Origin of the sequence: Brachybacterium timonense, assembly GCF_900258505.1 — a bacterium.
Taxonomy (GTDB): domain Bacteria; phylum Actinomycetota; class Actinomycetes; order Actinomycetales; family Dermabacteraceae; genus Brachybacterium; species Brachybacterium timonense.
The window spans coordinates 453831-480350 of the sequence record NZ_LT984895.1; the positions used below are offsets into that span (position 1 = coordinate 453831).

At 66.4% G+C, this 26520-nt stretch carries 16 protein-coding genes and 1 pseudogene; 8 read left to right on the top strand and 9 right to left on the bottom strand.

The features are described 5' to 3' along the window. The first annotated feature begins 9 nt into the window (after positions 1 to 9). Both C8271_RS01970 and C8271_RS01975 read left to right on the top strand, forming a co-directional pair. A complete protein-coding gene (locus tag C8271_RS01970; protein WP_138774504.1) occupies positions 10 to 1008 on the top strand; it encodes a peptidoglycan-binding protein in 999 nt (332 codons plus the stop codon). 143 nt (positions 1009 to 1151) lie between these two features. Beyond that, positions 1152 to 1967 (top strand): serine hydrolase, encoded by an 816-nt coding sequence (locus C8271_RS01975; RefSeq protein ID WP_106505897.1) that lies wholly within the window; start codon positions 1152 to 1154, stop codon positions 1965 to 1967. Here the strand turns inward: C8271_RS01975 and C8271_RS01980 are convergent. Continuing rightward, a complete protein-coding gene (locus C8271_RS01980) occupies positions 1951 to 3153 on the bottom strand; it encodes an NAD(P)/FAD-dependent oxidoreductase (RefSeq protein ID WP_106505898.1) in 1203 nt (400 codons plus the stop codon). The two genes, C8271_RS01975 and C8271_RS01980, sit on opposite strands and share 17 nt — an antisense overlap. 152 nt (positions 3154 to 3305) lie before the next feature. Here C8271_RS01980 and C8271_RS01985 point away from each other — a divergent pair, with 152 nt between their 5' ends. The 4 genes from C8271_RS01985 to C8271_RS02000 all read left to right on the top strand — a co-directional run bounded on the left by C8271_RS01985 (position 3306) and on the right by C8271_RS02000 (position 7033). Then, positions 3306 to 4121 carry a GntR family transcriptional regulator gene (locus tag C8271_RS01985; RefSeq protein ID WP_106505899.1) on the top strand — a complete coding sequence of 272 codons (816 nt, stop codon included), beginning with the start codon at positions 3306 to 3308 and terminating at the stop codon, positions 4119 to 4121. Positions 4122 to 4158: 37 nt separating this feature from the next. Then, positions 4159 to 4536: a rhodanese-like domain-containing protein gene (locus tag C8271_RS01990; RefSeq protein WP_106505900.1), complete on the top strand. Its 378-nt coding sequence runs from the start codon at positions 4159 to 4161 to the stop codon at positions 4534 to 4536. Beyond that, positions 4536 to 5429: a sulfite exporter TauE/SafE family protein gene (locus C8271_RS01995; RefSeq protein WP_106505901.1), complete on the top strand. Its 894-nt coding sequence runs from the start codon at positions 4536 to 4538 to the stop codon at positions 5427 to 5429. Before C8271_RS01990 ends, C8271_RS01995 begins: the two co-directional genes overlap by 1 nt. Positions 5430 to 5581: 152 nt before the next feature. After that, a complete protein-coding gene (locus C8271_RS02000) occupies positions 5582 to 7033 on the top strand; it encodes an MBL fold metallo-hydrolase (RefSeq protein ID WP_106505902.1) in 1452 nt (483 codons plus the stop codon). A 479-nt stretch (positions 7034 to 7512) separates the two neighbouring features. Here C8271_RS02000 and C8271_RS02005 read toward each other — a convergent pair whose 3' ends face one another. From C8271_RS02005 to C8271_RS02030, 6 genes are all read right to left on the bottom strand, one after another. Beyond that, on the bottom strand, positions 7513 to 7734 hold the full coding sequence (locus C8271_RS02005; protein WP_025403776.1) for a hypothetical protein: 222 nt from the start codon (positions 7732 to 7734) through the stop codon (positions 7513 to 7515). Further along, positions 7731 to 8039 carry an ArsR family transcriptional regulator gene (locus C8271_RS02010; RefSeq protein ID WP_106505903.1) on the bottom strand — a complete coding sequence of 103 codons (309 nt, stop codon included), beginning with the start codon at positions 8037 to 8039 and terminating at the stop codon, positions 7731 to 7733. Before C8271_RS02010 ends, C8271_RS02005 begins: the two co-directional genes overlap by 4 nt. Positions 8040 to 8385: 346 nt before the next feature. Continuing rightward, positions 8386 to 9274, bottom strand: a protein-coding gene (locus tag C8271_RS02015; RefSeq protein ID WP_106505904.1) for an IS5 family transposase whose coding sequence is annotated in 2 segments (ribosomal slippage) — positions 8386 to 8922 and positions 8924 to 9274 — 888 coding nt in all. Because the reading frame shifts where the segments join, the coding sequence is not laid out codon by codon here. 59 nt (positions 9275 to 9333) lie between these two features. Continuing rightward, positions 9334 to 10446 carry a C40 family peptidase gene (locus C8271_RS02020; protein WP_106505905.1) on the bottom strand — a complete coding sequence of 371 codons (1113 nt, stop codon included), beginning with the start codon at positions 10444 to 10446 and terminating at the stop codon, positions 9334 to 9336. A gap of 224 nt (positions 10447 to 10670) precedes the next feature. Next, positions 10671 to 11972 (bottom strand): dipeptide epimerase, encoded by a 1302-nt coding sequence (locus C8271_RS02025; protein ID WP_106505906.1) that lies wholly within the window; start codon positions 11970 to 11972, stop codon positions 10671 to 10673. A gap of 124 nt (positions 11973 to 12096) precedes the next feature. Then, positions 12097 to 13248, bottom strand: a complete 1152-nt coding sequence (locus C8271_RS02030; RefSeq protein ID WP_106505907.1) for a DUF819 family protein — start codon at positions 13246 to 13248, stop codon at positions 12097 to 12099. Positions 13249 to 13396: 148 nt separating this feature from the next. Between C8271_RS02030 and C8271_RS02035 the strand changes: the two genes are divergently transcribed. After that, positions 13397 to 14605, top strand: coding sequence for an MFS transporter (locus tag C8271_RS02035; RefSeq protein ID WP_245920749.1), 1209 nt, complete (start codon positions 13397 to 13399; stop codon positions 14603 to 14605). A gap of 1024 nt (positions 14606 to 15629) precedes the next feature. Here the strand turns inward: C8271_RS02035 and C8271_RS14415 are convergent. Continuing rightward, positions 15630 to 16661, bottom strand: a pseudogene (locus tag C8271_RS14415) (IS30 family transposase). A gap of 1526 nt (positions 16662 to 18187) precedes the next feature. Further along, positions 18188 to 24934 (bottom strand): DNRLRE domain-containing protein, encoded by a 6747-nt coding sequence (locus C8271_RS02055; RefSeq protein ID WP_170957767.1) that lies wholly within the window; start codon positions 24932 to 24934, stop codon positions 18188 to 18190. A 134-nt stretch (positions 24935 to 25068) separates the two neighbouring features. Here C8271_RS02055 and C8271_RS02060 point away from each other — a divergent pair, with 134 nt between their 5' ends. Next, positions 25069 to 26466, top strand: coding sequence for an IS30 family transposase (locus tag C8271_RS02060; RefSeq protein ID WP_425428177.1), 1398 nt, complete (start codon positions 25069 to 25071; stop codon positions 26464 to 26466). The last annotated feature ends 54 nt before the right edge of the window (positions 26467 to 26520 follow it).

Consider the following 26520-nt stretch of genomic DNA (forward strand, 5'->3'; position numbering starts at 1 on the left):
GAGGACACCATGGCCACCACCCGTCGCACTTTTGACCGCCGCAGCCTGCTGGCCGGCACCGGACTGCTTGCCGCAGCCGCCGCCACTGGGCTGACCGTCTCCGGACTCACTGTCCCCGCCGCACACGCCGCCGAGCTTGACCGGCGCGGCACCCAGCTGGGCCTGTGGGGTCTGGCCTACTACGACGGCCGCACCGACGGCACAGACGACCCCGCACTGAAGGACGCGGTCAGTGCTTTCCAGAAGGACCGTGCGCTCACCGTGGACGGTAACGCCGGTGCCGAAACCACAGCTGAGCTCGCCGCCGTCGTGTCGCACGTCCAGCGCCGCACCGGCGAAGCGCAGGATGGCTGGTACGGGGAGAAGACCGTCGCCAGCGTCCAGGATTTCCAGAGGCGGTGGGGCGGTCTGCGCACTGACGGGCGCGCCGACGCCGCCACCATGACCGCCCTCGAGGTGCCCCGCGTCAAGGACCCCGACACCTCTGAGCCGCCGGAGGATCCCGGCAAGCCCTCGGACGACGACTTCGGCGGTGACTTCAACACCCCCATCACCCGCAAGCAGGTCATCAACCGCGCCATGGTGTGGGTCAACAACAAGCGGCCCTACTCGATGGAGAAGGCCGATGTGGGCCCCGAGAATGATCCGAAGATCCTGTGGCGCACCGATTGCTCGGGCTTCGTATCGATGGCCCTGAACCTGCGCTTCGATGACAACCCGACCGGCCTGACCACCAGCACGCTGCATCCCGACGGTGGCTACGGCGTCTCCCGCGCCATCAGCAAGGATGAGCTGAAGCCCGGCGACTTCCTGGACATGCTCGGCCGGGACTCGCCCTCCGGGATCGGTCACGTGGTCCTGTTCAACGGCTGGGCCGACGAGTCCCGCACCAGCTACCACGTGCTCGAACAGGCCGCTGGTTCCGGCGGCACCACGGCCCGCATCGTGAAGTACCCCTACGACAGCGGTCTGTACAAGCCGTTCCGTTACACGAAGATCGCCGATTGACGGCCGACGGGGCGTCGATACGAGCGGTCCTCAGGCGCTGAGGTGTGATTCGGCGCCGGGCGCCGGCTCGACACGAGCTGCCGTGAATGGCGACCGTGTGGACGGCTACGGGCGGGGCTGCGGAATGGACGTAGGGTCAGACCATGGCTCTGCCCACCGCTGCCCCGCCCGTTGACCGCCGGATCGCATGGCGTCTGCTCGCCGCCGACGGCACGCTGCTGGAGTCCGAGGACGCAGCGCGACCGGTGTATGCGGCCAGCACCATCAAGCTGCACGTCCTGGCCGCCGTTCTGCGCGCCGCCGATGCCGGTCGCCTCGACCTGACGCGCACCGTCCCTGCCAGCCGGACCTTCACCGGGACCACCGGTGCCGCGTTCACGCTGGGCGGCGACCACCTCGACCCCACGCACCCGGCGGACGGTCATCCAGTCAGCCTCGACGAGCTCGCCATCCGCATGATCGACCGCTCCAGCAATGAGGCCACGGATCACCTGCTGGAGATCGTGGGTCTGGAAGCCGTCGCCCACGAGATCGACCGGCTGGGCCTCACGGCGACGCGCGTCGACCGGCTGATCGGGGACGCCGCCGCGATCGAGCAGGGTCTGACGAACGAGTCGAGCCCCGCCGACCTCGTCTCCACGCTGCGTTCTCTCATGCAGGGCGAAGGGCTCAGCCTGCGCTCACGCGACCTGGCCCGTCACGCGCTGCGCGCCCAGCGCATCCCGATCATCGCCACCGCCCTGCGGCCGGGCGTCCCCTGGGGATCGAAGTCCGGGTGGGTTGACGGCTACCGCCATGACGTCGCCGCCATCGGGAATCCCGAGAACGGCGACGAACGGTACCTCGCGGTCATGACCTCCGGGATGGAGCTGACCGCGGCCGACGAGCAGATCCGCGCCCTGACCCGTCGGCTGCTGCCGCGCTGGGCCGCTGCTGCGGGGGTCAAGCCCGGCCTGTGAGCATGAGGTTCCAGTACATCAGCGGTAGACCGTGCCGTTTGAGGTACCACATGTCCTTGCGGGAGACGGTCGTGTCGATGACGGGGAAACTCGGAGTGGGCTTCATCGTGTAATCGAACTCCGCCAGCAACATCTTGTCGCGTGCGGTGGTCAGCGGGCAGGAGGCATAGCCGGAGTAGCTGCCGGTTAACGGCTTGCCCTGCAAAGACGCCACCACATTCTGGGCCACGACGGGAGCCTGCTTGCGGATCGCAGCGCCCGTCTTCGAGTTCGGGGTGGAGCCCGCATCACCGAGCGCAAAGACATCCGGGTAGCGCATATGCTGCAGAGTGTGCTTGTCGACCTCGACGTAATGGCCCGGTACATCGGCGCCGGCCAGCGGGGTGTTCTTCAGCCAGTCCGGGGCGGACTGCGGAGGCACGATGTGCAGCATGTCGAAGTCCAGGCGCGAGGTGGTGCCGGCCGCGTTGTCTGTGATGGTGACACAGCGGCCGGGCGCGTCGATCTCGGTGACTTCGGAGGTGAAGCGGACGTCGATGCCGTAGTCCGCGACTACTCGCTCCAGCTCCTTGGCGAACTCCGGGACGCCGAACATTCCCGGGGTGGGAAGCACCAGGACCACGTGGATGTCTTGCAGGACGCCCTGCTGCCGCCAGTAATCGGCAGCTAGATACGCGATCTTCTGCGGGGCGCCAGCGCACTTGATCGGTCCCGACGGCATGGCGAACACAGCCGTGCCTCGACGGGTCTTCTGAATCAGGTCCCAGGTCTTGGGGGCGAGCTCGAGATCGTAGTTGGAGGACACAGACGGGGTCGCGAGCGCCTCCGCGGTGCCGGGGATGCGTTCCCAGTCCAGCTGAATCCCGGGGCAGACCACGAGCCGGTCGTACGAGATCCGGGTCCCGGTCGCCGTGGTGACGACTTTCTGCTCCGGGTCGATATCGGTGGCGGCATCCTTGATCCAGGCCACGCCCTTGGGGATCACCGAGGCCTCGGAGCGGACGGTCTCCTGCGCAGAGGCCAGACCAGCGCCGACCAGGGTCCACAGCGGCTGGTAGTAGTGCTTCTCGCTCGGTTCGATGAGGCCCACGTCCTCGCAGCCCTTGCGACGCAGACGAGCGGCAACGGAGATGCCAGCGCTGCCACCTCCGATGATCAGAATCTGATGGTGGATGGTGTTCGGCATCGGGCAGGCACCTTTCGGGGTGATCCGAAGCGGTCGCCCGCGGGCCCGTTGCTCCGGGTTACGGAGGACGCTCCGCTGTGTGCGGGCGGGCGGCATTGCCCGCCATCGAGAATGTACGTACCTTATGGTGATCCGGAGGGAGGAGGCAAGCAATGTCCGCGAGCAGGCTCGAACGTCGCGGACCCGTTGCGCTGTGGCAGCAGGTGCGTGATGACGTGCGTCGACGTATCGACGCCGGTGAGTTTCCCGGAGCTTTTCCCGGTGAGAAAGCGCTCGCCGCTGAGTACGGCGTGAGCCGCCAGACCATGCGCCAGGCCTTGCGGCCGCTGCGCGAAGCCGGTGTAGTGAGCGCATCGCGTGGCCGAACTCCGCGGGTGCGCACCGACGTCATAGAACAGCCGATCGGCGCCTTGTACAGCCTGTTCACCTCCGTCGAGGCGGCCGGGATGGAACAACGCAGCCACGTGCTCGCCCTCGAGCAGCGTGCTGACGCAGAAGCCGCCGGTCGGCTGGGACTTCCCCCCGACGCCCCGTTGATCTATCTCGCACGACTGCGGTTGGCAGGCCCTGAACCGTTGGCCCTGGACCGCGTGTGGCTACCAGCAGAGATTGCCGCCCCACTGCTCGACGTCGACTTCACGCGCACCGCACTGTACGCAGAGATGGCGGCACGATGCGGGGACCAGCCCCGCGCCGGTCACGAGGTCATTCGCACCGTCAGCCTCAGGCCCGACACGGCGCGCCTTCTGGGCACTCGCAGCGGAGAGGCCGCCTTTCATATTGAGCGTATGGGGCGTTCCGCAGACCGCGTCCTGGAATGGCGTACGACGATCGTGAGGGGAGACCGCTTCCGCGTGACCAGTAGTTTCTCCCCATCTGACGGTTTCCAGTGGGCCTTCGACGCCAGCACGGAGGCGACCGGTCCCGCTGCGACGGCGCCACCCGCCCCGACTGCTCTGCCCCATTGAACCTGCCGCCAAACCCGCCCATGCAAGGAGCGCACGCATGACCACACTGGACCCCACCACCTCGCAGCTCGAGGTCGATGTGTGTACCGCCGCGGAGCTTGCCTCCACGACCGGTCACGTTCTGCTCGATGTGCGCGAAGACGAGGAATGGGAGCGCGGTCACGCCCCCGACGCCAGACATCGCTGTCTCGGGCTGATCCTGCCCGAGACGGGCGGCGACCCCGACGCCCTCCCCGGCATCGCCCGCGACGCCACCATCCTTGTGGTCTGCCGCTCCGGCCGGCGTTCCCAACGGGCCTGCGCCGCGTTGACCGCAGCCGGCTGGGCGGTGCGCAATGTGACCGGCGGGATGCTCGCCTGGGCCGAGGCTGACCTGCCTGTCCTCGACATTGACGGGCAGCCGGGTGTCGTCTGATGGCGTGGGGGATCGCAGTCGTTGGCGGACTGCTCATCGGGCTACTGCTCGGTGCGCTGGGCGGCGGTGGTGCGATCCTGGCGGTTCCGGTGCTGGTCTACCTGCTGGGGCAGACGCCGCAGGAGGCCACCGCGTCGTCCCTGGTGATTGTCGGGGTGACCGCGGCCATCTCCACTGTGCACCATGCGCGCAGCGGCACCGTGCGGTGGGTGGTCGGGATCGGGTTCGCGACGGCCGGTATGCCAGCCTCGCTGCTCGGCGCAGCCCTGAACGAGCGAACCGATGCAGTCGTGGTCCTGGTCAGCTTCGCCCTGGTCATGCTGGCTTCTGCCGGCGCTATGCTGTGGCGCACTCGACCCCGGTCCGCGTCGTCCCCCGACGCTGCCGAGCGTGGCCCGATCGCATCCTCCCCGGACGCTGGCGAGCGCGGCCCGATCGCATCCTCCCCGGACGCCACCGAGCGTGCATCGACCACATCCTCCCCGGGAGCCGTCTCCCGGGGCCGCCGCGGAGCATTCCCGAATGCTGGCCTGATCGGGAAGGTCCTCGGTGTTGGCCTCGTCATCGGATTCCTCACGGGGTTCCTCGGCGTCGGCGGCGGTTTCATCATCGTGCCTGCGCTGGTTGCCGTGCTCGATATGCCGATGTCTCGGGCCGTCGGCACCTCCCTGTTCATCATGGCCCTCAACGCCGGGGTGTCGTTGCTGCCGCGGATGAGCGGCGACCACCTCGACTGGGCGCTCATCGTGCCTTTCACCGCCGCCGCAGTCCTCGGCTCGCTGGTCGGCACGTCTGTCGCAGACCGCCTGCCAGCCACGATCCTTACCCGAGCCTTCGCGGCTCTGCTCATCGCCATCGGCATCGGCGTGATTGCCCTCGAGGTGATCAACTGAGTGTTGCCCTCACGATCAGCAGTGTCATCGTTCGCGACCTCATATCGCCACCGCTCACCATCTGACCGCAGCCACTGACCACGTACGTCTCCACCGCATTCCAACCACGGACGAACACCCGCCAACGACCACCCCACCCACCAGGAGGAATCATGCTTCTCGAACGGATCTATGACGAGGACCTCTCGCAAGCCAGCTACGCCATTGGGTGCCAAGCCGAGGGCGAGATGCTCGTGGTCGACCCCCGCCGTGACATTCAGGTGTACCTCGACCTGGCTGCTCACCACGGCATGAGGATCGTGGCGGTCGCCGAGACTCACATCCACGCCGACTTCCTCTCGGGAACCCGCGAGCTGGCCGCAGCCACAGGGGCCACCGCCTACGTCTCCGCCGAGGGTGGCGAGGACTGGACCTACGGATTCGATGCCCAGCTTCTGCGCCACAACGACACGATCACACTTGGCAACATCACCGTTCAGGCGAAGCACACGCCAGGCCATACCCCCGAGCATCTGTCGTACCTGATCACCGACGGCGCCTTCACCGACCAACCGGGCTACTACCTCACCGGTGACTTCGTGTTCTCCGGGGATCTGGGCCGACCCGACCTGCTCGATGAGGCCGTCGGCATGAAAGACACCCGTTTCGCTGGCGCCAAGCAGCTGTTCGCCTCGCTGAAGGCCCACTTCGTGGACCTGGGCGATCACATCCAGGTGTTTCCCGGTCACGGGGCTGGCTCTGCGTGCGGCAAGGCCCTGGGCGCCCTGCCCTCCACCACCATCGGCTATGAGCGCCAGTTCGCGTGGTGGGGCAAGCATCTGGCGGCCGACGATGAGCAGGGCTTCATCGACGAGCTGCTTGATGGGCAGCCCGACGCCCACGCGTACTTCGCGCGCATGAAGAAGCAGAACAAGGAAGGCCCGGCGATCCTTGGCGAGCGTTCCGAGCCGCGCCTGGTCGAGATCGACGAGCTCATCTCTGGCATGGAGTCGGGAAGCCTGGCCCTGGTCGACACCCGCCCCGTCGATGATGTCCACGCCAAGGCAGTGCCCGGTGCATTGTCCATCCCGTCGCTGGGTAAGGCAGCCACCCACATCGGCTGGGCCTTCGACCCGGAAAAGGACTCGGCGCAGCTCGTGGTCCTCGCGCCCGACGCGAAGACCGCCCAGGAGTACGGCGACCACTTCGTGCGCGTCGGCGTCGATGCCTTGGTCGGTTACACGACCACTCTCGACGGGCTGCAGACCGTCGCGCCCGAGCTCGTGGACCCCAAGGACCTCGAGGCGCTGCGTGCGAAGGAATCGACCGTGCTGCTGCTGGATGTGCGCAACCGCACCGAGCATGCTGCCGGCACTATCCCCGGCGCTGAGCAGCTCTCCGCTGGCAAGGTCGTGTTCCACCAGGACCACCTTCCCGCCCCGGACGCTGGCACCATCGTGACCTTCTGCCAGTCGGGCGTGCGCAACGCGGTGGCTGCCTCGGCCCTGCGCCGAGCCGGCTATGACGTGGTGGAGATTGACGGCAGCTTCGCGGGTTGGGAGAAGTGGGCGCGGGAGAACGGCGAAGGCGCCCAGAAGCCAGCGTCCCACGGCGCCGAGGCCTGATCGGCTTGCTCGCGCTGACCTCGCGGGTTCGCGCCGACGTCGCGGGGCTCGCGCTGACCTCGCGGGTTCGCGCTGACCTCGCGGGGCTCGCGCTGACCTCGCGAACTTGGTGCGTAGAGCATCCCATTCATGCGATTTGAGATGTCCTACGCACCAAGTTCGGCGCAAGCCGCTGGCGCAAGCTGCTGGCTGCAAGATGTCGGCTAGCCGGCGGGGGCTCAGCCACCAGAACCCGGCGTGCTCTAGGGCGTGTCTCTTAAGGTCGTGGAGGTTGGAGGTCTGACGGTGGGTGGGCTTGGACGCCTCGAGCCCGGGGCACTCGGCGCGCCAAAGTCCGCGGCCGCCGGCCTGGATCGCTCACAGGTCACCGGAGCGGACGAGTGCGTAGGGCTGGGAGCGACCAATGGACATGATGGTCTGCACGCCCTCCAGCGTCATGAAGAGGGGCGTGGCGGTCACCGGCTCTCTGGAGGGCCTGATTACTCGGGGACCTCGCTGAGTTGGGCTTCAATCCGATCCAACCGCTCGGTGATGTTGCGTAGGTGCTCCACGATGAGTTGGTTCGAACCATCGATCGCCGTCGCCGTTTCGCGTCGTGCGCTGGTGACGGTGCGTACCACCCAGACGGTAAGAACAACGAAGATCGCGAGTGGTAGTGCGGCGGCGAGGATGATAACAAATACGGTAGCGGTAAGTGTCACGAAGATTCCCTTTCCTGTTCTTGATTAATCAGGTGCACAATGTGGTCTGGAGTTATTTCAAGCCGAAACGGAGCGATCCAGTAGTGCTTCCTCACTCGGCTCTCTCCGAGCTGTTCCAGGCCACTCTCGATGAGTCGAGCAGCTTCCAAGCGGTTGAGGTGCTGGTAGAGCAGTGGCCGAGACATCCCGAGTCGGCGGGCCAGCTCACTAACATGGGTCGACTCCGTCTCTAGGGAGGCGATAATTCGCAACCGAGGCTCACTTCCGAGAGCACTGAGCATCTGAGCTAGCCGTGCTGCGTCCATCACCCCTCCGGATCGTAATCGAACGATGTCAGGTGTAAGTATATGCTTACAGTCAGCGGTGCGCAAGTTCTGCCGGGTCTGGCGGAGACGCTGGCTGCTCACCCGGGGCGGCCGGTCGGACTGCGGGCCGGCCTGCACCGCCGGCGAGTACGGGAGGAGTCGACCTCATGGGGTCGACCCCTCCTTGCGTGCGACGAGCTGCGCAGTCTCCTCGCCGCAGCGCTGGATGGACGCCTCGAGCTCGGGGTGCTCGGCGCGCAACTGCCCACGGCCGCCGACTTGGATCGAGCGCAGCTCCCCGGAACGGACGAGTGCGTAGGTCTGGGAGCGATATCCCGAAACCTCGTCAAACGAGGTGGTTGAGCCATTGGATGATCGCGCGGAGGACGGCTCCGGCTCGGTAGGTCAGGCCGAGTTTGTCGTAGCGGGTGGCCAGGCCGCGCCATTGCTTCACGTCGCTGTAGCCGCGCTCGATGACGTTGCGGCCGCGGTAGGCCTCCATGTCGAGACCCACGGGGCGTCCGCCGCGTGAACCGCGGTTGCGACGGTGTTGCTGCTGGTCGCTGGGTTCGGGGATCACGGCCTTGATCCCGCGACGGCGCAGAGTCTGGCGTGTGGCGCGGGAGGAGTAGGCCTTGTCGCCGCGCAACATGTCCGGCCTGGTGCGCGGTCTACCTGGTCCCTTGCGGGCGACGGAGAGGGCGTCGAGCAGTGGGGCGAGCATCGGTGAGTCCCCTCCCTGACCGGGTCCGCAGAGGATTACCAGCGGTAGGCCGTGTCCATCGACGAGCTGATGGATCTTCGTCGAGAGCCCGCCGCGGGAACGGCCCAGCGCGTGATCAGCTGGCTCGACGCGGAGATTCTTGTGATTCCACTGCGCCCCCTGTGGTGCGCTCGAGGGTGGTGCCGTGCTGGTGAGCGCGGCAGATCGTGGAGTCGACCGCGACCGACCAGTCCAGGTCACCGTCCGCGTCGGCACGGACCAGGAGCGCGTCGAGGACCTGGTCCCAGGTGCCATCAACTGCCCAGGCGCGGTGGCGCTTCCAGACTGTCTGCCAGGGCCCGAAGTCGGCGGGGAGATCGCGCCAGGCGATCCCGCACCGGTAGCGGTAGATGATCCCCTCGACCACCTGTCGATGATCCCGTCTCGGCCTCCCTGACCAGGGGCGCTGAGCGGGGAGCAAGGGCTGGATCATCTCCCATTGGGTATCGGACAACACGCTTCGCCGGCTCATTGACCTACCGTCACCCCCGCGTCCTCACGAACTTAGGAGACACGCCCTAGCTGGCGGGCTCAGCCCTCCAGGACCCGACGCGCCCCGGCGTACTCGCCGTCCGGGTCGTACTCGGTCAGCGACATGACCTCCACGCTGCGGGATGCGTTCGGCGCATGCAGGATGAGGTCATCGCCCAGGTAGACGGCGACATGGCGGATCGACTCGCCGCCCGGCTCACTCGCGAAAAACACCAGGTCACCGCGGCGCAGATCCTCCCGCTCGACGGCGGCCAGACCCGACTCGTGCATCTGGTCACCGGCGTCACGGGCGATGGTGATGCCGTGGTGGTGGAACATCGTGTACGTGAAGCCCGAGCAGTCGAAGCCGTAGGCGCTCACGCCGGCCCACAGGTATCGCAGCCCGAGGAAACGCTCCCCGGTGGCGATGACGTCCTCGATCGTGGGTGTCGGAGGCTGTTCGCCGTGAGCGCGAACCACCACATCGTGCGAACGCAGGTATGCGGGGCCTCGTCCCGGCACGGCTACCCGTACGGCCTTCGCGGTGCGCCCGATCACCGGCAGCACCGTGTTGAAGGAGATCTCCATGACCGGGTGCTTGCCCGAGGGGGTCTTCGTCAGCAGTGCACGGTCCGCAGTGACCGTCGCAGTCGGAGTCGAGGCGCGCAGGGCGCCGAAGGCCTCGTCGGGTGCGAGTTGCACGACCGGCACCCACCCCGGGTAGCCGCGCGGGTCGCGGGCGGTCGGCTGGGCCGTGACGACCACACGCGCCCAGTCGCCGCGCACCTCATCGACGAGGACCTCGCCGCCGAGCACGCTCTGCGTCTCAAGATTGCCGGTCAGCCAGCGCCTCGGCTCGGTCTCCAGCATGTTCTGGTTCCACGCCTCGAGGTCCGTCGGGTTCCCCAGGGACGGAGTGTCAACCTCGGGCCGGAACGTCTCGGGCTCGACCCACAGGGTCGCGGCCTGGACGGCGACGTACGCGGTGGCTCCGGGCGTGATGGGCTCGGCGGGCTTCACCGACGGAGCCGTGGCTGGCCCGCCATCGGGAGCGGCGAGAGCCGGGCCTCCGACCAGGGCGGCGGCGCCACTGGTGGTACCGAGAGTGGCCAGGCGCAGTGCACCACGGCGCGTGGTGTGGTGGGCAGCGCTCCGTGCTGTCGCGGATGACATCTGGTTCTCCTCTGCGAGTGATGGTCCTCGTGTCGGGCGTCGCCCGTCGCGGCGGGCGACAACCCGGCACGACCCTACGAAGCAGCCGCCCCGACGAACAGGGGCGGCTGCCGATTGTGGATGACGCGCAGCGGGACGGCGTCGATGTGGCCTTCGGCATGGCCGATACAGCCTTCGGCGTGTGGGGCGTGCAGAATCCGGTCCTCGTCCCGATGGTCTTGCCGTCAGGCCGACGGGTCGTCTGCTGGTGCGAGGCGGTTCAGGGCCAGCCCGGGCCCATCCGCGAGCAGCAGATGCCCGTCCTCGGCGCGGTACCCGCCGGCGGGCAGATCCGTTGCGAACCACAGCGCCGAGTCCAGGTCGATCATCGTCACTGCAGGATGCGCGGCCGCCAGGTGGGCGGCGGCGGTGATCGAGATCTTCGGCTCCATCATCGCGCCGACCATGCAGGTCACGCCCGCCTGTTGGGCGACGTTCGCCAGAGCCAGCGCCTCCTGAAGACCGCCGGTTTTGGCGAGTTTGATGTTCAACAGGTCGGCTGCCTGGGCGTCGACGATCCGTCGGGCATCCTCAGCGGTCCACACCGCCTCATCGGCCATGATCGGCGTGGTCACGGCGGCGCGCACGCGGGCAAGGCCCGCAAGGTCCGCGGCATCCACGGGCTGCTCGACGAGTTCCACGGGCAGGCCGTCCGCCTCGAAGCCCTGGATGATGCCGATCGCCTCATCCACACCCCAGCCCTGGTTCGCGTCCAGGCGCAGACGCGCATCTGGTACGGCCTCGAGTACCGCAGCGAGCCGACGGCGATCCTCATCGGCATCGCGCCCGAGCTTGATCTTCAACGTCCGGTAGCCGTCGGCCCGCGCCTGCGCGGCATGCTGTGCCATGACCTCAGGCTCCTCGAGGGAGACCGTCATGTCGTTCAGCAGGCGAACAGGGGAGTGGAGTGCGGCCGACGGTGCGGGGGCGTCGACGGCCGACGGGGCACCGGCATCTGCCGCCGACGGGGCACTGGCTTCTGCCGCCGACGGGGCGCGGGTGCCCGCCACCGACGGGGCACCGGCATCTGCCGCCGATGGGACACATGTGCCTGCCGCCGGCGGGGCAGCTGCGTCCGTCCCCGACTGTGCGGGGACGAGCAGCTCGCGCAGTGGCTGCCCGGCCGAACGCGCCCAGGCGTCGTGCAGGGCGACGTCGGCGGCGGCCTTCGCGCTGGTCGCCCCGGGCAGGGCCGCCGCGATCCGGGCCGAGAGCTGCGTGATCGTGCCCTCGGCGCCCTCGAGTGCCTCCCGGATCGGGCTGCGCAGCGCCGCCAGAATCGAGGCGGCGTCCTCCTCGGTGACCGCCACAGTCTCCGCTGCGGAGCCCTGACCGATCGTCCCGTCGGCCAGCTCGACCTCGGCCACCACGTACTCGACCGCCTCGGTTCGCCGCTTGGCAGTCACGAAAGGCCGCAGCAGCGGAGCACGATGCGCGTGGCAACGCACGGAGATCACCTGGAGGGTCTTCGGTTCTGTCATCGTCATAGCACGCTTCCTCTCGTGGTCGGGATCGGCACTGCACCAGCCCGTGCACCGTCGTGCCGGCGCCGACCCCGGCGGGGCCTGTCAGACCGACGCAGTGTCACCGCAGTGCCGGCGCCTGCACTGGTCACAGTCCGGCCATCACCTGGGCGGCGGCCAGGCCGATCCAGGTGCCGGCCAGCGACCCGATCAGCGCCATCAGCACGCCCACGGGCACCAACTGGCGGTTATAGGCCGCCGCCACCACCGGGGCCGAGGCGATGCCACCGATGTTCGCGGTGGAGGCCACAGCGATGGAGAACAGCTCGGTCTTCGTGAGCTTCGCGTACACCAGCATGATCGCGGCGTGCACGGCGAGCACCAGGAAACCGGCAATGAGGTAGATCGGCGCCTGGGTGAGGGCCGAGAAATCCGAGCCGGAGGCGATCTGGCCGATCACGATGAACAGCATGAGCGTCGCGGCCTCAGAGGAGCCAGCGACCTTCGCCAGCGGCGTGTGGGCGGCGATCAGTCCCAGTGCAGACACGATGATGATCGTCCAGGCGGAGGCGTTGATGACGTCGCCGATCTCCGGCAGCTTGTCGCCGATCCACAGAGCCGCGGTGGAGACGAACACAGAGCCGAACAGGATGATCGCAAGCGACTGCACAGTGATCGGGGCTTTCTCGTCCTCGAGGGCGCCGGCGTGCTCGTCAAGGTAGGACGTGTCCGCCTTGGTCCACGTGTTGAAGCGGGGCGAGACCGCGACGGAGGCGAACATGACCATCAGCCACACCGAGTACACGATCGTGTCGGTGATCAGGGCGTAGCCGAAGATGTTCTCGGGCGCCTGCACGATGTCCTGGACAGCGACCATGTTGGCGCTGCCGCCGGTCCAGGAGGCGAGCATCGCGCCGAACGCCTTCCAGGACTCCTCGTGCAAGGCGCCCTGGAACACGGCATAGACCGCGACAACGCCGACGGCCAGGGAGAGGGCGGTCACGAAGAAGGTCAGCAGCAGCTTCGGGCCGAGCTTGATGATCTTGCGCAGGTCGCAGCCGAACAGGAAGAGGAAGATCATGGCCGGCAGCGCCACATCCTTGACCGCTTTCACCGGTGCTCGGGTCGCGTCCTCCTGCCCGAACACCCCCAGCGAGTTCAGGGTCGCGCAGACCAGGTACATGAGCACCATGCCGGGCACGTATTTAAAGATGCGCCATCCGGTGGAGCGTTCAAGAACGATCAGGGTGCCAGCCAGGGCGAGGAGTACGCCGAGCATCAAGAGCCCGTCGGTGATCACGGGGGACCTCCAGTGTCGTAGGAAGCCGTCGGGCCCATACCGGGGAGGACGGCCGACGACGCGGGATGTGCACAGACCGTAGCGTGTGTGAGGCACGTCGGCGCAAGATGACCGCGAATCGTCGGCCCGACATTGGCATGATCTCCCCGTGCCTTCCGAGACCCCTGCCATGCGACCGGCCACGATCGGGCCCCTGCTTGCCCTGGCTGCGGTCGCCACGATGTCCCTGACGCTGCGCCCTGGTGCCACGTCGCCCGGCCCGCTCGTCGATCCGATCCTGGAGTTCTACGGCGTGGGGGAGAGCGCCGCCGGCGCACTCACCGCCCTGCCCGCATTGAGTTTCGGCGTGCTGGGCCTGCTCGCGGTGCCGATCGCGCGACGGGCTGGACTCACCGGCGCGATCGTCGGCTCGTATGTGCTCGTCATCGCGGGGCTCCTGCTTCGTCCGGCCACGCCTGGATTCGGCCTGTTCCTGCTGCTCAGCGTGCTCGCACTGATGGGTCCGGCGCTCGCCAACGTGCTCGTGCCCGCGTGGATCAAGCAGCATGGCGGCTCCCGCACCGTCGTGCTCATGACCCTGTACTCCACGCTTCTCGCCGTGGGCGGCGCCTCCGGGTCCGGCCTCGCTGTCCCGCTCATGGATGCGGCAGGTGGCTCGTGGCAGGACTCGCTGCGGTTCTGGGGGCTCGCCTCGGCGGTGCCACTGCTGGTGTGGGTTTTCGCGCTTGTTCGGGTGCGGCACGACTTCCCGGCATCGCCTCCGCGCGGTGAACTGCATGGCAGCCTCATGCGGTCACCAACGGCGCTCGCCATGATCGCCATGTTCGCCTTGCAGTCGATGAACGCCTACACCCAGTTCGGCCTGCTGCCCACGATTCTTGTAGCCGACGGCGTCAGTGCCCACACAGCGGGCTACGCCACCGCTGTGATCTCCTTGTGGGGCATCGTCGGCGGCCTGGTGATGCCGCTTCTGGTGGCGCGCTCCCGGCATCTGCCGTGGATCAGTGCAGGCCTGGGCCTGCTCACCGCCGCCGGGTACATCGGCCTGCTCGCCATGCCCGGCACGGTGCCGTTTTTCTGGGCCAGCGTGCTCGGCATCGGAGGTTTCTGCTTCCCGACGGTGATCGCCCTGATCCCCGGGCGCAGCCGCGATGCGCTGGTGACCGCCCGCCTGTCCGGGCTGGTCCAACCGGTCGGCTACCTGGGTGCAGGCACAGGATCGCTGCTCGCGGGGTGGCTCCTGGAAGCAGCGGGATCCACGGCGATGCTGGTGATGATGGCGCTCAGCGGCGTGGCCTTGGCCGTCTGTGGGTCCCGCGCCTCCGCCCGACGCATGGTCGACGACGAGATCGCCTGACCGATTCGGCCGACCCAGCTGGTGTGGGAAAGCCGCCGCCCTGGCTCAGCTGGAGCAGGCGCCTCGTGTGCCCGTGGCTCGAACATCGAGCACTGCCGGGTCGCAGACGATATACCCCAATGGGCGGAACGGTTGCGCCTCACATCGTCGTTGGTCGAGCAGGGCGCCTTAGGGATCGTCGGGGAGATCGATAGGAGAGCACCGGTCGTAGGCTCCGCGCGCGAACCACGCGCCTGCCCCCGCGGCGCGCAGTGGACATAGCCAGTTCACGGAGTGGGCTTCGCACCATGCCATTACCTCCGGCAGTGTCAGCCCGATTGAGTCCACGACTGGGCGAGCTCGTCGGGAAAGCAGGTCGGGAGCGCCCGGCGGGGAGTAGATGTCGATGCAGAAGATGCGGCCATAGACTCGAATTTCGCCGCGCAGGCCCTGGAGAAGTGTTCTTTCTGGGATTCCTGGTGCTCACGCAACCGCTTCCGCGATGTCATTATCTTATGGTAGCGGCCTTCTTCGCCGCCCCCGTTGCACTGATTCCATTACTCTCACGCAGCGAGGATCACTTGAGCGGAACAGCGAACAAGCTCCTACGGCTCGAAGAATTCCGAAACGATCCTGGAGACAGCCTCCTCCCCGAGGACGTCAACCGCCAACTCCAGCCTGTAACGCCCCCAAAATGCGCGAAAGTCTGAAACGAATAAGATTCGATCACCAACGTCCACGCCAGGCACGGGCCGTCTCTTGCCGACCGCACTCTCATTAGCCCAGCTTGCAAGCAGGGTGGCGTCAGTGTGGGGCGAGAAGTGCCAAAACCGCAACCCACCGATAGACAGATGCTCCAGACCCATTGGGGGGACGGACTCCGAATCGAATCTGAGTTCAGAGTTCAAAGCCATGGCGCCCACTTTCGTGGTTTGGAGTGCCTAATGTGCAAATTCCTGTGCTGGTGGTGTCCCCGCTGATTGATTTCCAGATTCGAACTATATCAGGGGTTCAGAGTCGAGTGTGTGGTGAGGCGTCAGTGGTGTCAAGTCGTTGAAGCAACATGGGGCTCGCCAGCGAGTAGTCGAGCGAGTGCCTTGGTGGGGGTGGGTAGCTGAGCTGTCGGCGGGGTCGGTTGTTGATCTCCTCGGAGATGGTGGTGAGGTATGGCTGATGGTCCGGGATCACGGTGTCCTTGGGCAGGTACTCGCGGTAGAGCCCCTTGGTGTTCTCGTTGCTGGGCCGCTGCCAGGGCGAGTGGGGGTCGGCGAAGTAGACCGGCATGCTCGTGGCCAGGGAGACCTTCGCGTGCTGGGCCATCTCGCTGCCCTGGTCCCACGCCAGTGACGCCTTCATCATCTGGGGTAGAGCGTTGACGTGCTCGATGACCGCATCCGCGGTGGGCTTGGCCTGCTTTGAGGGCAGGGCCAGCAGTCCGGTGAAGCCGCCATTCGCTCCACCAGCGTCGCCGCGCACGAGGCGCCATTCTTCCTGATGATCGGGTCTCCCTCCCAGTGCCCCGGCACCCGGCGCTCGGCGGCGTCCTGGCTCCGTTCACTCAGGGGCACCATCCCCACGATCGCACCGCCCCGGGACCGACCGGTGGTGCGGGGTAGGCGCTTGGTGCGCTTGGACTGCAGGAAGATCCCGCGCCGTGCGAGCTCCGGCGGGGCATCACGTCGATGTACTGGTAGATCGCCTCAGCGGACACTGTGCGGCCCCGGGCATCGGGAGAGTTCGGCATGCGTTCAACGGTCGGGTCTGCAGCTTCCAGGCGCAAGCGGCCCGCGATCTCCTTCGGCGTCCACGACGCAGCCAGGTCCGCCTCCACCCTCGCCTGCAGCACCGGATCGCCCGCGACCTTCCGTTGCTGCGGGCGAGCCCGGCGACGCTGTGCGGCAACGTCCGCGGTCACGGCCTGGTAGCCGCGTGTCTTCGTTGAGTTCCGGCGGAGTTCCCTGGAGATCACTAACGGGCAGCGCCCCAGGTGACGAGCAATCCTCCGCACGGACCATCCCGCCTTCGACGCCGTCGAGATCTCCGACTTGTCACTGAAAGACAACCCCAATCGCGACATCCGCACACTCCACCGATCAGACCCCCGCCAACCGGGAGTGTTGCTTCGACGCTATGACACCACCACCTCACTTCCTGTTTGAATATATAAACTCGACTACGGGCAAGGTGGCGCCATCCCGGCAGTATATTACAGGCCGAATCCGCCTTGATCGAAAAAAACGGCGACGTACTGGCTCTAGGCGTATTCGATCGTCCGCAATCGATTGCGCCAGTACGATAATCTTGGATCGATACTTCCGCAGATTTAACTCCATTGATGATATGTGTGTCATATCAATGATGACTTCGTCTGCTATTCCATCGCGCACCGTCATGGTCACGCCACTGCCGGAGCAGCGGGCGACGACAGGGAGTGCCGAGTCGACATCTTGAACTTCGTCGAATCCGAAATGACTCACCAGGTATTGTATGAGGCTGAAATACTCTGGCCAGGCTACAGTCGCATCGCGACCATTATCTTCGACGGGAGGATCTTTTTCCATAGGGTCCATTCCACTTCAATCCGCTTCGATACGTCACAAGCTTGCGATTCCGATAGGCGCCTCTAAAGACTATCCCCTCTTTCTTCCGGCCATTGGGCCACCCAATACGGAACTTACCCTTGTTGAGCTTCGCATGATATCCGAAAAGTCGACTGTTGACGCCGATCCCCTTCATCTTGGCCTGCTTGGCCACGGCGCCGCGTACAACTTTCCCGATGAGCCGCCCAGACTTGGCTGCTTTGGGATGAGCCTTCAAAGTGCCTCACGCGAATGCCCTTCATCTCCGTCTAGCAAATTACCTACGCCTATTCCTCGTTGCCTCATCCCGCCATGCCTTCTGCCTGGATGAGGCCGATGGTCTCGTAGTAGCCCAACGTGGTCGCGGGCACCCCCCGACCGGGCTGTGACCTCGGAAAGTCGCACCACCGCAGGCTAGACCTTCCAGTCGACTCGAGGGTCTAGCGTTGCGACTGTGACTTATGTGATAGCCCACCCCGCTTCGGCGTGAACGACCGTGTCACTCGGAAGCTCCCTGGTTCTGCTAGCAGCACCTCAATCAAGAGCATAATCATCACACCCTGCACTGCAAGGAACCACTTATCCCAAGCTGCTGCTGGCGACAATCCACCGCGTATTTCCGCGTGAAAAGTTTACGAAGTCCCCCCTCGAGATTGGCACATGCAGTTTGTATCCTAGGAGCGTTCGGGTAATAGTAGCGCATCCAGTGCTATACGCGAGAGCAAGTTCCGCCAGCGGTCGATAAACCGACTCTTGAACTCTAGGAAACTCATCAATGGCATCCTGCCACCTCCATTGCCAAGCATCCGCAAGCGTCACCTCGAATGATGTACCGTCGGTTACGGCACTTAGGATCCGTGTCGATCCGTCGATGCTGGAGATGTCGAGCTTAACCGCGTCATCCCCTGACTGCTCAACGCTACCGAGTGCTCGTTCGTTGAGTACCCTCGTTACTCCTTCGAGGAGGGCCGCGGAGAACTCGCTCCACGATTCGTCATTGCGATCCATTGCGGCTCCAGCCTCCCTATCTCTTGATGCGAAGGGTGTGAGTTCTTCTCTTGGTGTGCCAAGAGAGTGCCACAACCTTCTTCTCGATGTGTAGGTGACCCCTAAAGACCGCTCGTGCTGGCCGCGAAAGCTTCGTCCAGTGGTTGCGTGCGGCACCGAAAGAAACACGGAATGGGGCACTTTTGTTAGGTCGGCCGACCCTAACTGTATTCTTCCGGAGTTTCTTCGCCCCGCCGTATAGCTTACCGGCAGCCGAGTAGAGCCTTTTGGAAAGCTTTGATCCTTTATAGCCCTTATAGAGCAGCGAGCCCACGCGAAGTACCCTGGCGCCGCTGGCCACAACACTCAGGCCGGGCACAAGCATAGCTGCCGTGAGAGCAATGTCCCACTTGTTCTTCCATGCCCATTTGCCGGCGGCCTTAGCCCAGCGCTTCAGCTTTCCTTTCTGCCCGTCGAGGTCGAGCGTGTTGATGGGGTCGGTGGGGTAGTTGTAGGCGGTGCTATTGCCGCCGGGGACGGGGTCCATGCTGGTGAAGGCGCCGGTGGTCCGGTTGTAGAACCGGACGCCCATGAGGGTGAGGTTCGCTGTCTCGGCAGTGGTGGAGCGTTCTTTGGCCCCGAGCCAGCCGTAGCCGGCGCTCGTGGCGACGGTCGCTGTCTGGGCGGGGTCGATGGGGGTGCCGTATTCGGTGTAGCTGGACCAGCCGGTGATGGTGGTTGCTGGCGTGGTGGCGGGGGCGCCGGCGGGGATCGGGATCGTGGTGGCGATGTCCCCGTGGATGTTGGGCAGTATGAGGGAGACACCGCCGTCGGTGGCGATGCTGGCGCCGAGGTCTCCGCTGATGGAGTTGGTGTAGCGGAGGGTCTCGGTGGTCCCGTCGGGGCGCTTCGTCTCGATCCAGGAGGGGTTGTCGGAGGAGTCGGTGTAGTGCCGGGTCGTGGTCGTCACCTCCCCGCCCGTGTCACTGGACTGGACCAGGCGTCGTTTCGCGACGTCCAGGGTGAAAGTCGTGGTGGTGCCGTCCTGGGCGACCTTTTGGGGGAGGTCGTTGTCGAAGTACCCCAGCTGCACGTCGCCACCGGCGGGGTTCGGGGCGTGGGCTGCGGGGAGGGTCGTCTGCCGCCCGAGAAGGTCGTAGACGTAGCCGCCGGTGAGCCTGTCAGCGGTGTCATAGGTCAGGGTCTGATCGATGCCAGCGGTGGCTGTACCGGCGGGGGTGCCGTCCGCGTGGATCGTCTCCTTCAGCGTGGCGCGGGCGCCGTTGGTGGTGAAGGTGTAGTCCCGCACCGTGTAGGGGCTGACGTCGCTGCCCTTGACCGGGGTGCCGGTGAGGTCCTCGACCTTCGCGAGGTTCCCGGATCTGTCGTAGGTGTAGCGGTGGTCGAAGACCAGCGGGTTCCCGCCGGTCGGTTCGGTCATCTCCCCGTCGGTGGTGCCGCCGTCGGGAAGGATCCCGGCGCTTGTGGCGATGGCGGAAGCGAACGTGGTCTGGTCGGTGCGGACCCGGCCGAGGATGTCGTTGGTCTGGGACCACGCGATCCAGTCCCCCGTGGTGACATCACCGGTATCGGGGTCGGTGAGCTGTCCCGCGTAAGTCAGGCCCACCTCTTCACCGGCCTCGTCCACGTGACGGGCGACGGTGATGCCGCCGGGCAGTTTCTCCGTGGTCATCGCGCCGTTGGGGTCGTAGGCGGCGGTGTAGGTGAGGACCTGGGTGCCGGTGCGGGTGACGGTCTGCGTCGTGATGACGCCGCGCCGTTCGGGCTTCCCGTTCGCATCGGTCCCGTCGTAGGCGAAGGTCGTGGTGCCCTTCGGGTCAGCGATGGAGGTGACCCGGGCGGCGGTGTCATACCGGGTGGTGGTCTTCTCGCCGAGCTGGTTGGTGTAGCTGGTCTCCTTGCCCCACAGGTCGTAGGTGTAGGTGTCTTTCGTGCCGCCGATCCCGGTGTTCATCGGGTTCGAAACGCCGATCGCATCGACCAGCCCGGTGACCGGGTTGTACTGGGTGTAGATCGCCTCGGTCGCGACTGATCCCGGCACTCCGCTGGTGGAGGTTCTTGTCCAGATTGCGCGGCCCGCGGCGTCGTACTTCACCTCGCTGGTGCGCGTGGCACCGTCAGAGGTTTCTATAGTCGTGGTCGGTGCGAGCCAGAAGTCATACCCGGTGACCTTCGTCGAGGGCAGGGTAGGACCGCTGCTGGGCGCGGCCGCGGGATAGGTGCGGCACAGCTCACCGGCCCAGGCCTTCGCCTGGTCACTCGCCCCGCAGGACGCATCCGCGGAGTTCGCGCCAGCGGTGTAGTAGATCGTTCTGGTGGTGCCGGCATCGGAACCGTTCGAGGCCGGCATCCGGGCCTCGAGCACCTTCCCGCGGGCATCGAAGCGCTGCTTCGTGGTCCTCCCCGCCGCATCGGTGACGGTGGTCGGGACGCCGAGGACCCATCCCGACGTCGGGTCATCCAGCGCCTTCCCGTCGATCGGGGCGTAGCCGTTGGTGGTCTTCGCGACCTCCTCCACGACCGTGGTCACGCCGTCGTTCATGTCGGTGGCGTTCACGGTGACCGTGGTTGGCAGGGCATAGGCCTGACCGGTCACGGGATTCACCCCACCATTCGGTGCGCCCTCGTCATAGGTCGTGCGCGTGTGGGGGCGCAGGCGCTGCGTGGTGCCGTCGGCGAGCATCACCGTGCGGGCGGGCCCGAACGTCTCTGTCACCACAGACCCAGCAGGCAGGATCACCTTTCCGGTAGCGTCCTTCTTCTCGTCGTTGAAGACCGTGCGCGTGCCCAGGTCATCAACCTGCGAGCCCTCGAGGCTGGGGTCGGCGATCGCAGTCTGGATCGCGGTGGCGTCGAGCTCACGGATCACGTTGCCGTGATCGTCATACCGGGTTGCGGTGATCTGCCAGGCTCCGGCGCCGTAGGACGCGGTGTTGACCGTGTACGCCTCGGAGTTGATGTACTGCAGATCCGCGTACTGCAGATCCGCTGCCGAGACCCCGGAGCCGACCAAGGCGGTGACGGGCTTGTCCGGCCCGAACACCGCGTACCCGTTCACGGGCTTTTGCGCGAGATACTCCGGTGTGCCGGGATCATCCTTCACCCACGCCGCGATCCCGTCCTCGGAAAGGTTCGGCAGCCCACTGCCGGAGACAGGCACGTTGTAGACGATCGAGGCGATCTGCACCGGCGCCCCGCCACTGGTCTGCGCGCCGCGCTGGACGTTCTTGACCACCTGCGTCGGGACCGACGCATCCGGGTTCGCAGCGTAGTTCAGCGTGTACCCGGCAAGACCAGACGGAGTGATCGTTCTGATCCGGGTGGTGCTGCCCTCCCACGTGTAGGAGGTGGAGAGGTTCGAGCGGACATCGGTCACCCGCGACAGGCGCGAGAGCGAATCGTAGGTGTAGCGGGTGACGGGCTTCGACTCGACCGTCTTCGTGCCCGCGTTGTACATCACCGCGGAGACCTGTGAGAGGCGCTGGACCTGTTTGCCGTTCGGGTCGGTGACCGTGGTGTAGCTCAGATCGATGGCCCGGCAGCCTGCCGCGAGAGCGCCGCTGGTGGGGCAGGCGGTGCCGGAGAGTCCATCGGGCAGCGGGGCCACGATCCGGGTGACGACCCCGGTGGTGGGGTCGTGCCCGAACGTGGTGGAGCCGGCCTGGCCGGGCTCTGCGATCGAGGCGGGCCGCCAGTCGAGGTTCTTCGAGGCCCCGCCCGTGACCGGCACGAACGTCGTCTTCGTGCCATCGCTCTCGGTCACCACCAGCGACGGTGCCGCCGCCGTCCCCGTGATCGTTGCGGTCACACCGGACAATGCAGTGTCCTCCGTGCCGGGCACGAGGGCGCCGACGACGGTGCCTGTCTTGCCGGTGGCATTGACGAACACGAGGGCCCCGCCCTCATCGTCCAGCAGCGCGATCGTCCCATCACTCATCCGCTGGTCCACCACGTCCATCCCGGCGAGCCCCACCGCATCATCACCCTCGAGGTTCGCGGTGAACCCGGGACCGAACACGCCGGTCACGGGATCGGTCGGCCAGGCCTTCACATCCCCCGTCCCGGTAAAGGAGAGGTGGGAGCGTTCCAGGGTGAGGTTGGAGCCGTACCCGGGCACGGTCACATCCGTGGCCGTGGTTTGGAACTCGCCGGTGTACAGGGCGACCTGCCCCGCCTCCACGTCAGTGGTGGGGTATCCGCCGCCGAAAGCGTGCGGGATCCGCACCAGCACCGACTCCTGCGTCTGTCCCGTGCACAAGGGTGTCGCAACGCCGGTGTAGGAGAAGCAGACCTGGAACTGCATCCGCACCGGGGCGCGGGAGGTGTTGCCCGCCGCGGCCAGCGCCGCAGCCGCATCGAACGTCGATGAAAGCTTGACCGGGGTGCCCAGTGGTGCGGTGACGTTCGTAGCCGTCCCGGCGTTGGTCCAGGCATCGTTCGTGCCGGCCAGACGCCACTGCATCTGCGCGGTCACCGCGGTGGTCTCACTCGCTGTGCGCGGCGGAGCCGTGGCCTGGACCTGGAACTTCCCGTTCGAGGCCGACAGCGGGCCCGGCGACAGCAGCGAGGGCCCACCCCAACCGGTCGTGAACACCGCCGCGTCACTGCCCAGACGCGACGCCGTATACACCCTGGCCCGGATCTGATGCCCACCCTCGGTCTTCGGCAGCTTCACCGTCACGGATTTCCCGGCCGTGACCGTGAAGATCTGGGCCTTCACGTTTCCGTCGATGCGCACATCGAGCTGGACCGCCTGATTGTTGCCCGTTGTCGCGGGCGCAGTGACCGTGCAGGACACATCCGCGGTCGGCGGTGTCTGCACCCAGCCGCCGTTGGTGTACGTGCTGCCGCAGGTGATCGTGGGCTTGGACGGAGTGGCCTGCGCCGTCTTGATCACCGTCGACGTCGACCAGCCCCCGTTCCACAGACCCAGCTCATCCGCGACAGCAGCCCGCACATACAACGTCTTGTTATCCGGCAGATCCACACCCGGGCTGCATGACAGAGTCGCCCCCGATACCCCCATAGACGTGTCACACTCCGCGACCAACGTCGAAGCCGACGCAGTCGCCGAGGTGTGCACCTCGATATTCGCCCTGACTCGGTTCCCGTCCGGATCGGTCGCGGTCGTGGAAAGCACCGGCCGCTTACCCGGAACGAATGAGGCCTTCCCCGAGGTCGCAGCGCCCGCGACCGTCGGCGCGGTCGCGAGGTTCGGCCTGCGGTTGTACGTGAAGGTGATCGACGGAGGCGTGGTCGACTCCATCGACCCGAACCGCTTCCACCCCTGCACATTCGTCTCCGAACCCGCCTTCAGCGCCAACGTCACCGACGACGCCGCGTTGGTCGACCACGACTGCGCCAGCGACGTGATCGGGATGTTCACCCACCCCGCCGCGCAGGAGCTGTTCGCGCCCTTCGCAACCGTCACCGACCCGTACTTCGTACCCAGCGCCGGCTGGTTCGTCCACCGCGTCGACGTCGACACACTCCCGGAGCTCCACACCTCCACCGCCGATGCCGTGCACGAATACGACCACGTCTCATACAGGTTCAGCGTCGCGGACAGGACCTTCACGCCCTTGAACGCCGTGTTCGAGAACGTCAGGAAAGACCTCGCCTTGTTCTTCCCGTCATACGTGCCGACCTTCAGCTCTCGCTCGCTCGAACGATCCGACGAAATATTCGTCTGCACAAACGCATCGAAGGTCGGTCGTGCCGTCCCCTTCGCATACACCGGATCCACCGTCACCGGGAAGACTCGGGCCTCATCCAGCAGCCAGTCCCGCTCTACCCCGAGCCGCAGCGTGACCGCCGTTCCCGACTGCTCCACGATCGCAAGGCTCACTCCGGCGCGCTGGAGATGCTCCCGCGAGGCCTCATCCACGCTCGCATCCCACGCGAGCGGCGCCTCGAACGTGGAGACCACCTCCTCGTCACCATCGACGAACTCGATCCGTTCCCCCGCAATCTCCCGCGCAGTCAGTCCCTCCGAGACCCGCAGCGGCACATCCCACGACACCACACCGGACTCATCCGCCGGGGCCGGCTCCGCGCCACCACCATCGCTCAGCCCAGGCTCACCGCCACCATCACTCGCCGCCGTCGCGCCTCCGACGTACTCCAGCAGCGCTTCCCGGTCGGAGATCACGAACGACTGCTCGAACCCATCCCGCGTCGCATGCACAACCAGATCGATCCCCGGCCACGCCCCCGCATACGTCGCTGCGGATCCCTCCAGCACCGGGGCGGGCAGCGAGTCCTCCCACGCCACCGCCACCGACGCGTCCTCGCCCGCGCCGACCTCCGCCACAGGGGCCGGCTCCCCGCTCGAGCCCGCGACCTCCCCGGAAAGCACCACCCCGTCCGGCACCGCGGCCGGCGCGATCGAACCGTCCTTCTGCTCCACCAGGGTGGTGTCGTACTCCTGCCACGCCCCCTCCCCATCCTGGAACCGCACCGGCGCCGCGTACTGCGTCGTCGTCACCGTGCCGTCAGGGTTCACCCACGTCGTCGACGAATCCGTCCGCTCCGCAGTGACCTCCACCCGCTCACCCGTCGCACGCGCCTGCACCACCGCCGACGGGAAATCCACCGATTCCGCAGACACCGGCGCCGACACCTCCGGCGAGGGCTCCACCGGCGGATCCTCACCCCACGCCTGATCCGACGGCAGCCCCGAGACCACCAACGCCGCAACACACAACGCCGCCACACCAGCCAGAACCCGGTGATACCACCGGCCCACCACAGAGGACTCCACCGTAGGAACTCCCATCCCACGCGCAGCACCCACGCTGCTCCACCCCTCCGAGGCCGGAGATTGCGCACATTATGCACCCCCCGTACAGGGCGGATTCAACTGGTCGTTGCAACACCCTGTCAGAGAGGGTGGTCATGGGTCGTCCAGCGGGATGGTTGAAGGAGCTCACGGGAAGGAATCCGATGATCTCGCCCGGGGCCCCATCGAGCAGGCGGAGCATCGAGCGAGAGTTCTGGGTGCGGATCGCCAGTGGGGCCTCGTCCGAGGATGCGGCGGCGGCGATCGGCGTGTCACCCGCGGTCGGGGCCCGCTGGTTCCGTCAAGGTGGCGGCATGCCGACGATCACGTTGTCCCCGCCAGGTGGACGGTACCTGTCATTCGCCGAGCGTGAAGAAATCGCGCTGATGCACTCCGGTGGTCTTGGTGTCCGCGAGATCGCACGCAGGCTCGGCCGGGATGCCTCGACGATCTCACGAGAGCTCCGCCGGAATGCGGCGACTCGGGGTGGGAAGCTCGAGTATCGGGCTTCGGTCGCACAGTGGAAGGCCGAACTGCTTGCCCGTCGCCCGAAGACCGCGAAGCTCGTAAGCAACCCAAGATTGCGCGAGTACGTTCAACAGCGCCTGGACGGGTGCCTGCGCTTGCCCGACGGAACTTGTGTCGACGGACCCAAGGTGGCGGAGTGGAAGGGCCGGAACAAGCCGCGCCGGGGCGACCGGAAGTGGTCTCTGGCGTGGAGCCCGGAGCAGATCGCTCAGCGAGTCAAGGTCGAGTTCCCCGATGATGAGAGCATGCGGATCAGTCACGAAGCGATATACCAGGCCCTCTACATCGAAGGGCGCGGAGCGCTCAGGCGTGAACTTGTCGCCGCGTTGCGGACCGGTCGATCACTGCGCAAGCCCAGAGCAAGGACGCGGAATAAGCCCCAGGGGCACGTCACTGCCGACGTCGTCATCTCCCAGCGGCCGGCCGAAGCCGCTGACCGGGCGGTGCCAGGCCATTGGGAAGGCGACTTGATCATCGGCACGAACCGATCTGCGATCGGCACCCTCGTCGAACGCAGCAGCCGCACGACGATACTGGTGCACCTGCCCCGCCTGCCTGGCTACGGCCAGCAGCCCCGAGAGAAGAACGGTCCGGCCCTGGCTGGCTACGGGGCCGGCGCGATGGCCCAGGCGCTGACCTCGTCAATCACGAACCTGCCGGCCCAATTACGCAAGACGCTGACCTGGGACCGTGGCAAAGAGCTCTCCGATCACGCGCAATTCTCGCTCGAGACGGGCACTCAGGTGTACTTCGCCGACCCCCACTCGCCGTGGCAGCGCCCGACGAACGAGAACACGAACGGGGTTCTGCGTCAGTACTTCCCGAAAGGCACAGATCTCACACGCTGGAGCGCACTGGAGCTCGAAGCCGTCGCATACACGCTCAACAACCGCCCCCGGAAAGTCCTCGGCTGGAGAACTCCCGCTGAGGTCTTCGCCGACCAGCTACACTCACTCGACAACACCGGTGTTGCAACCACCGATTGAATCCGCCCNGAGCTCGACGCCGTCGCATACACGCTCAACAACCGCCCCCGGAAA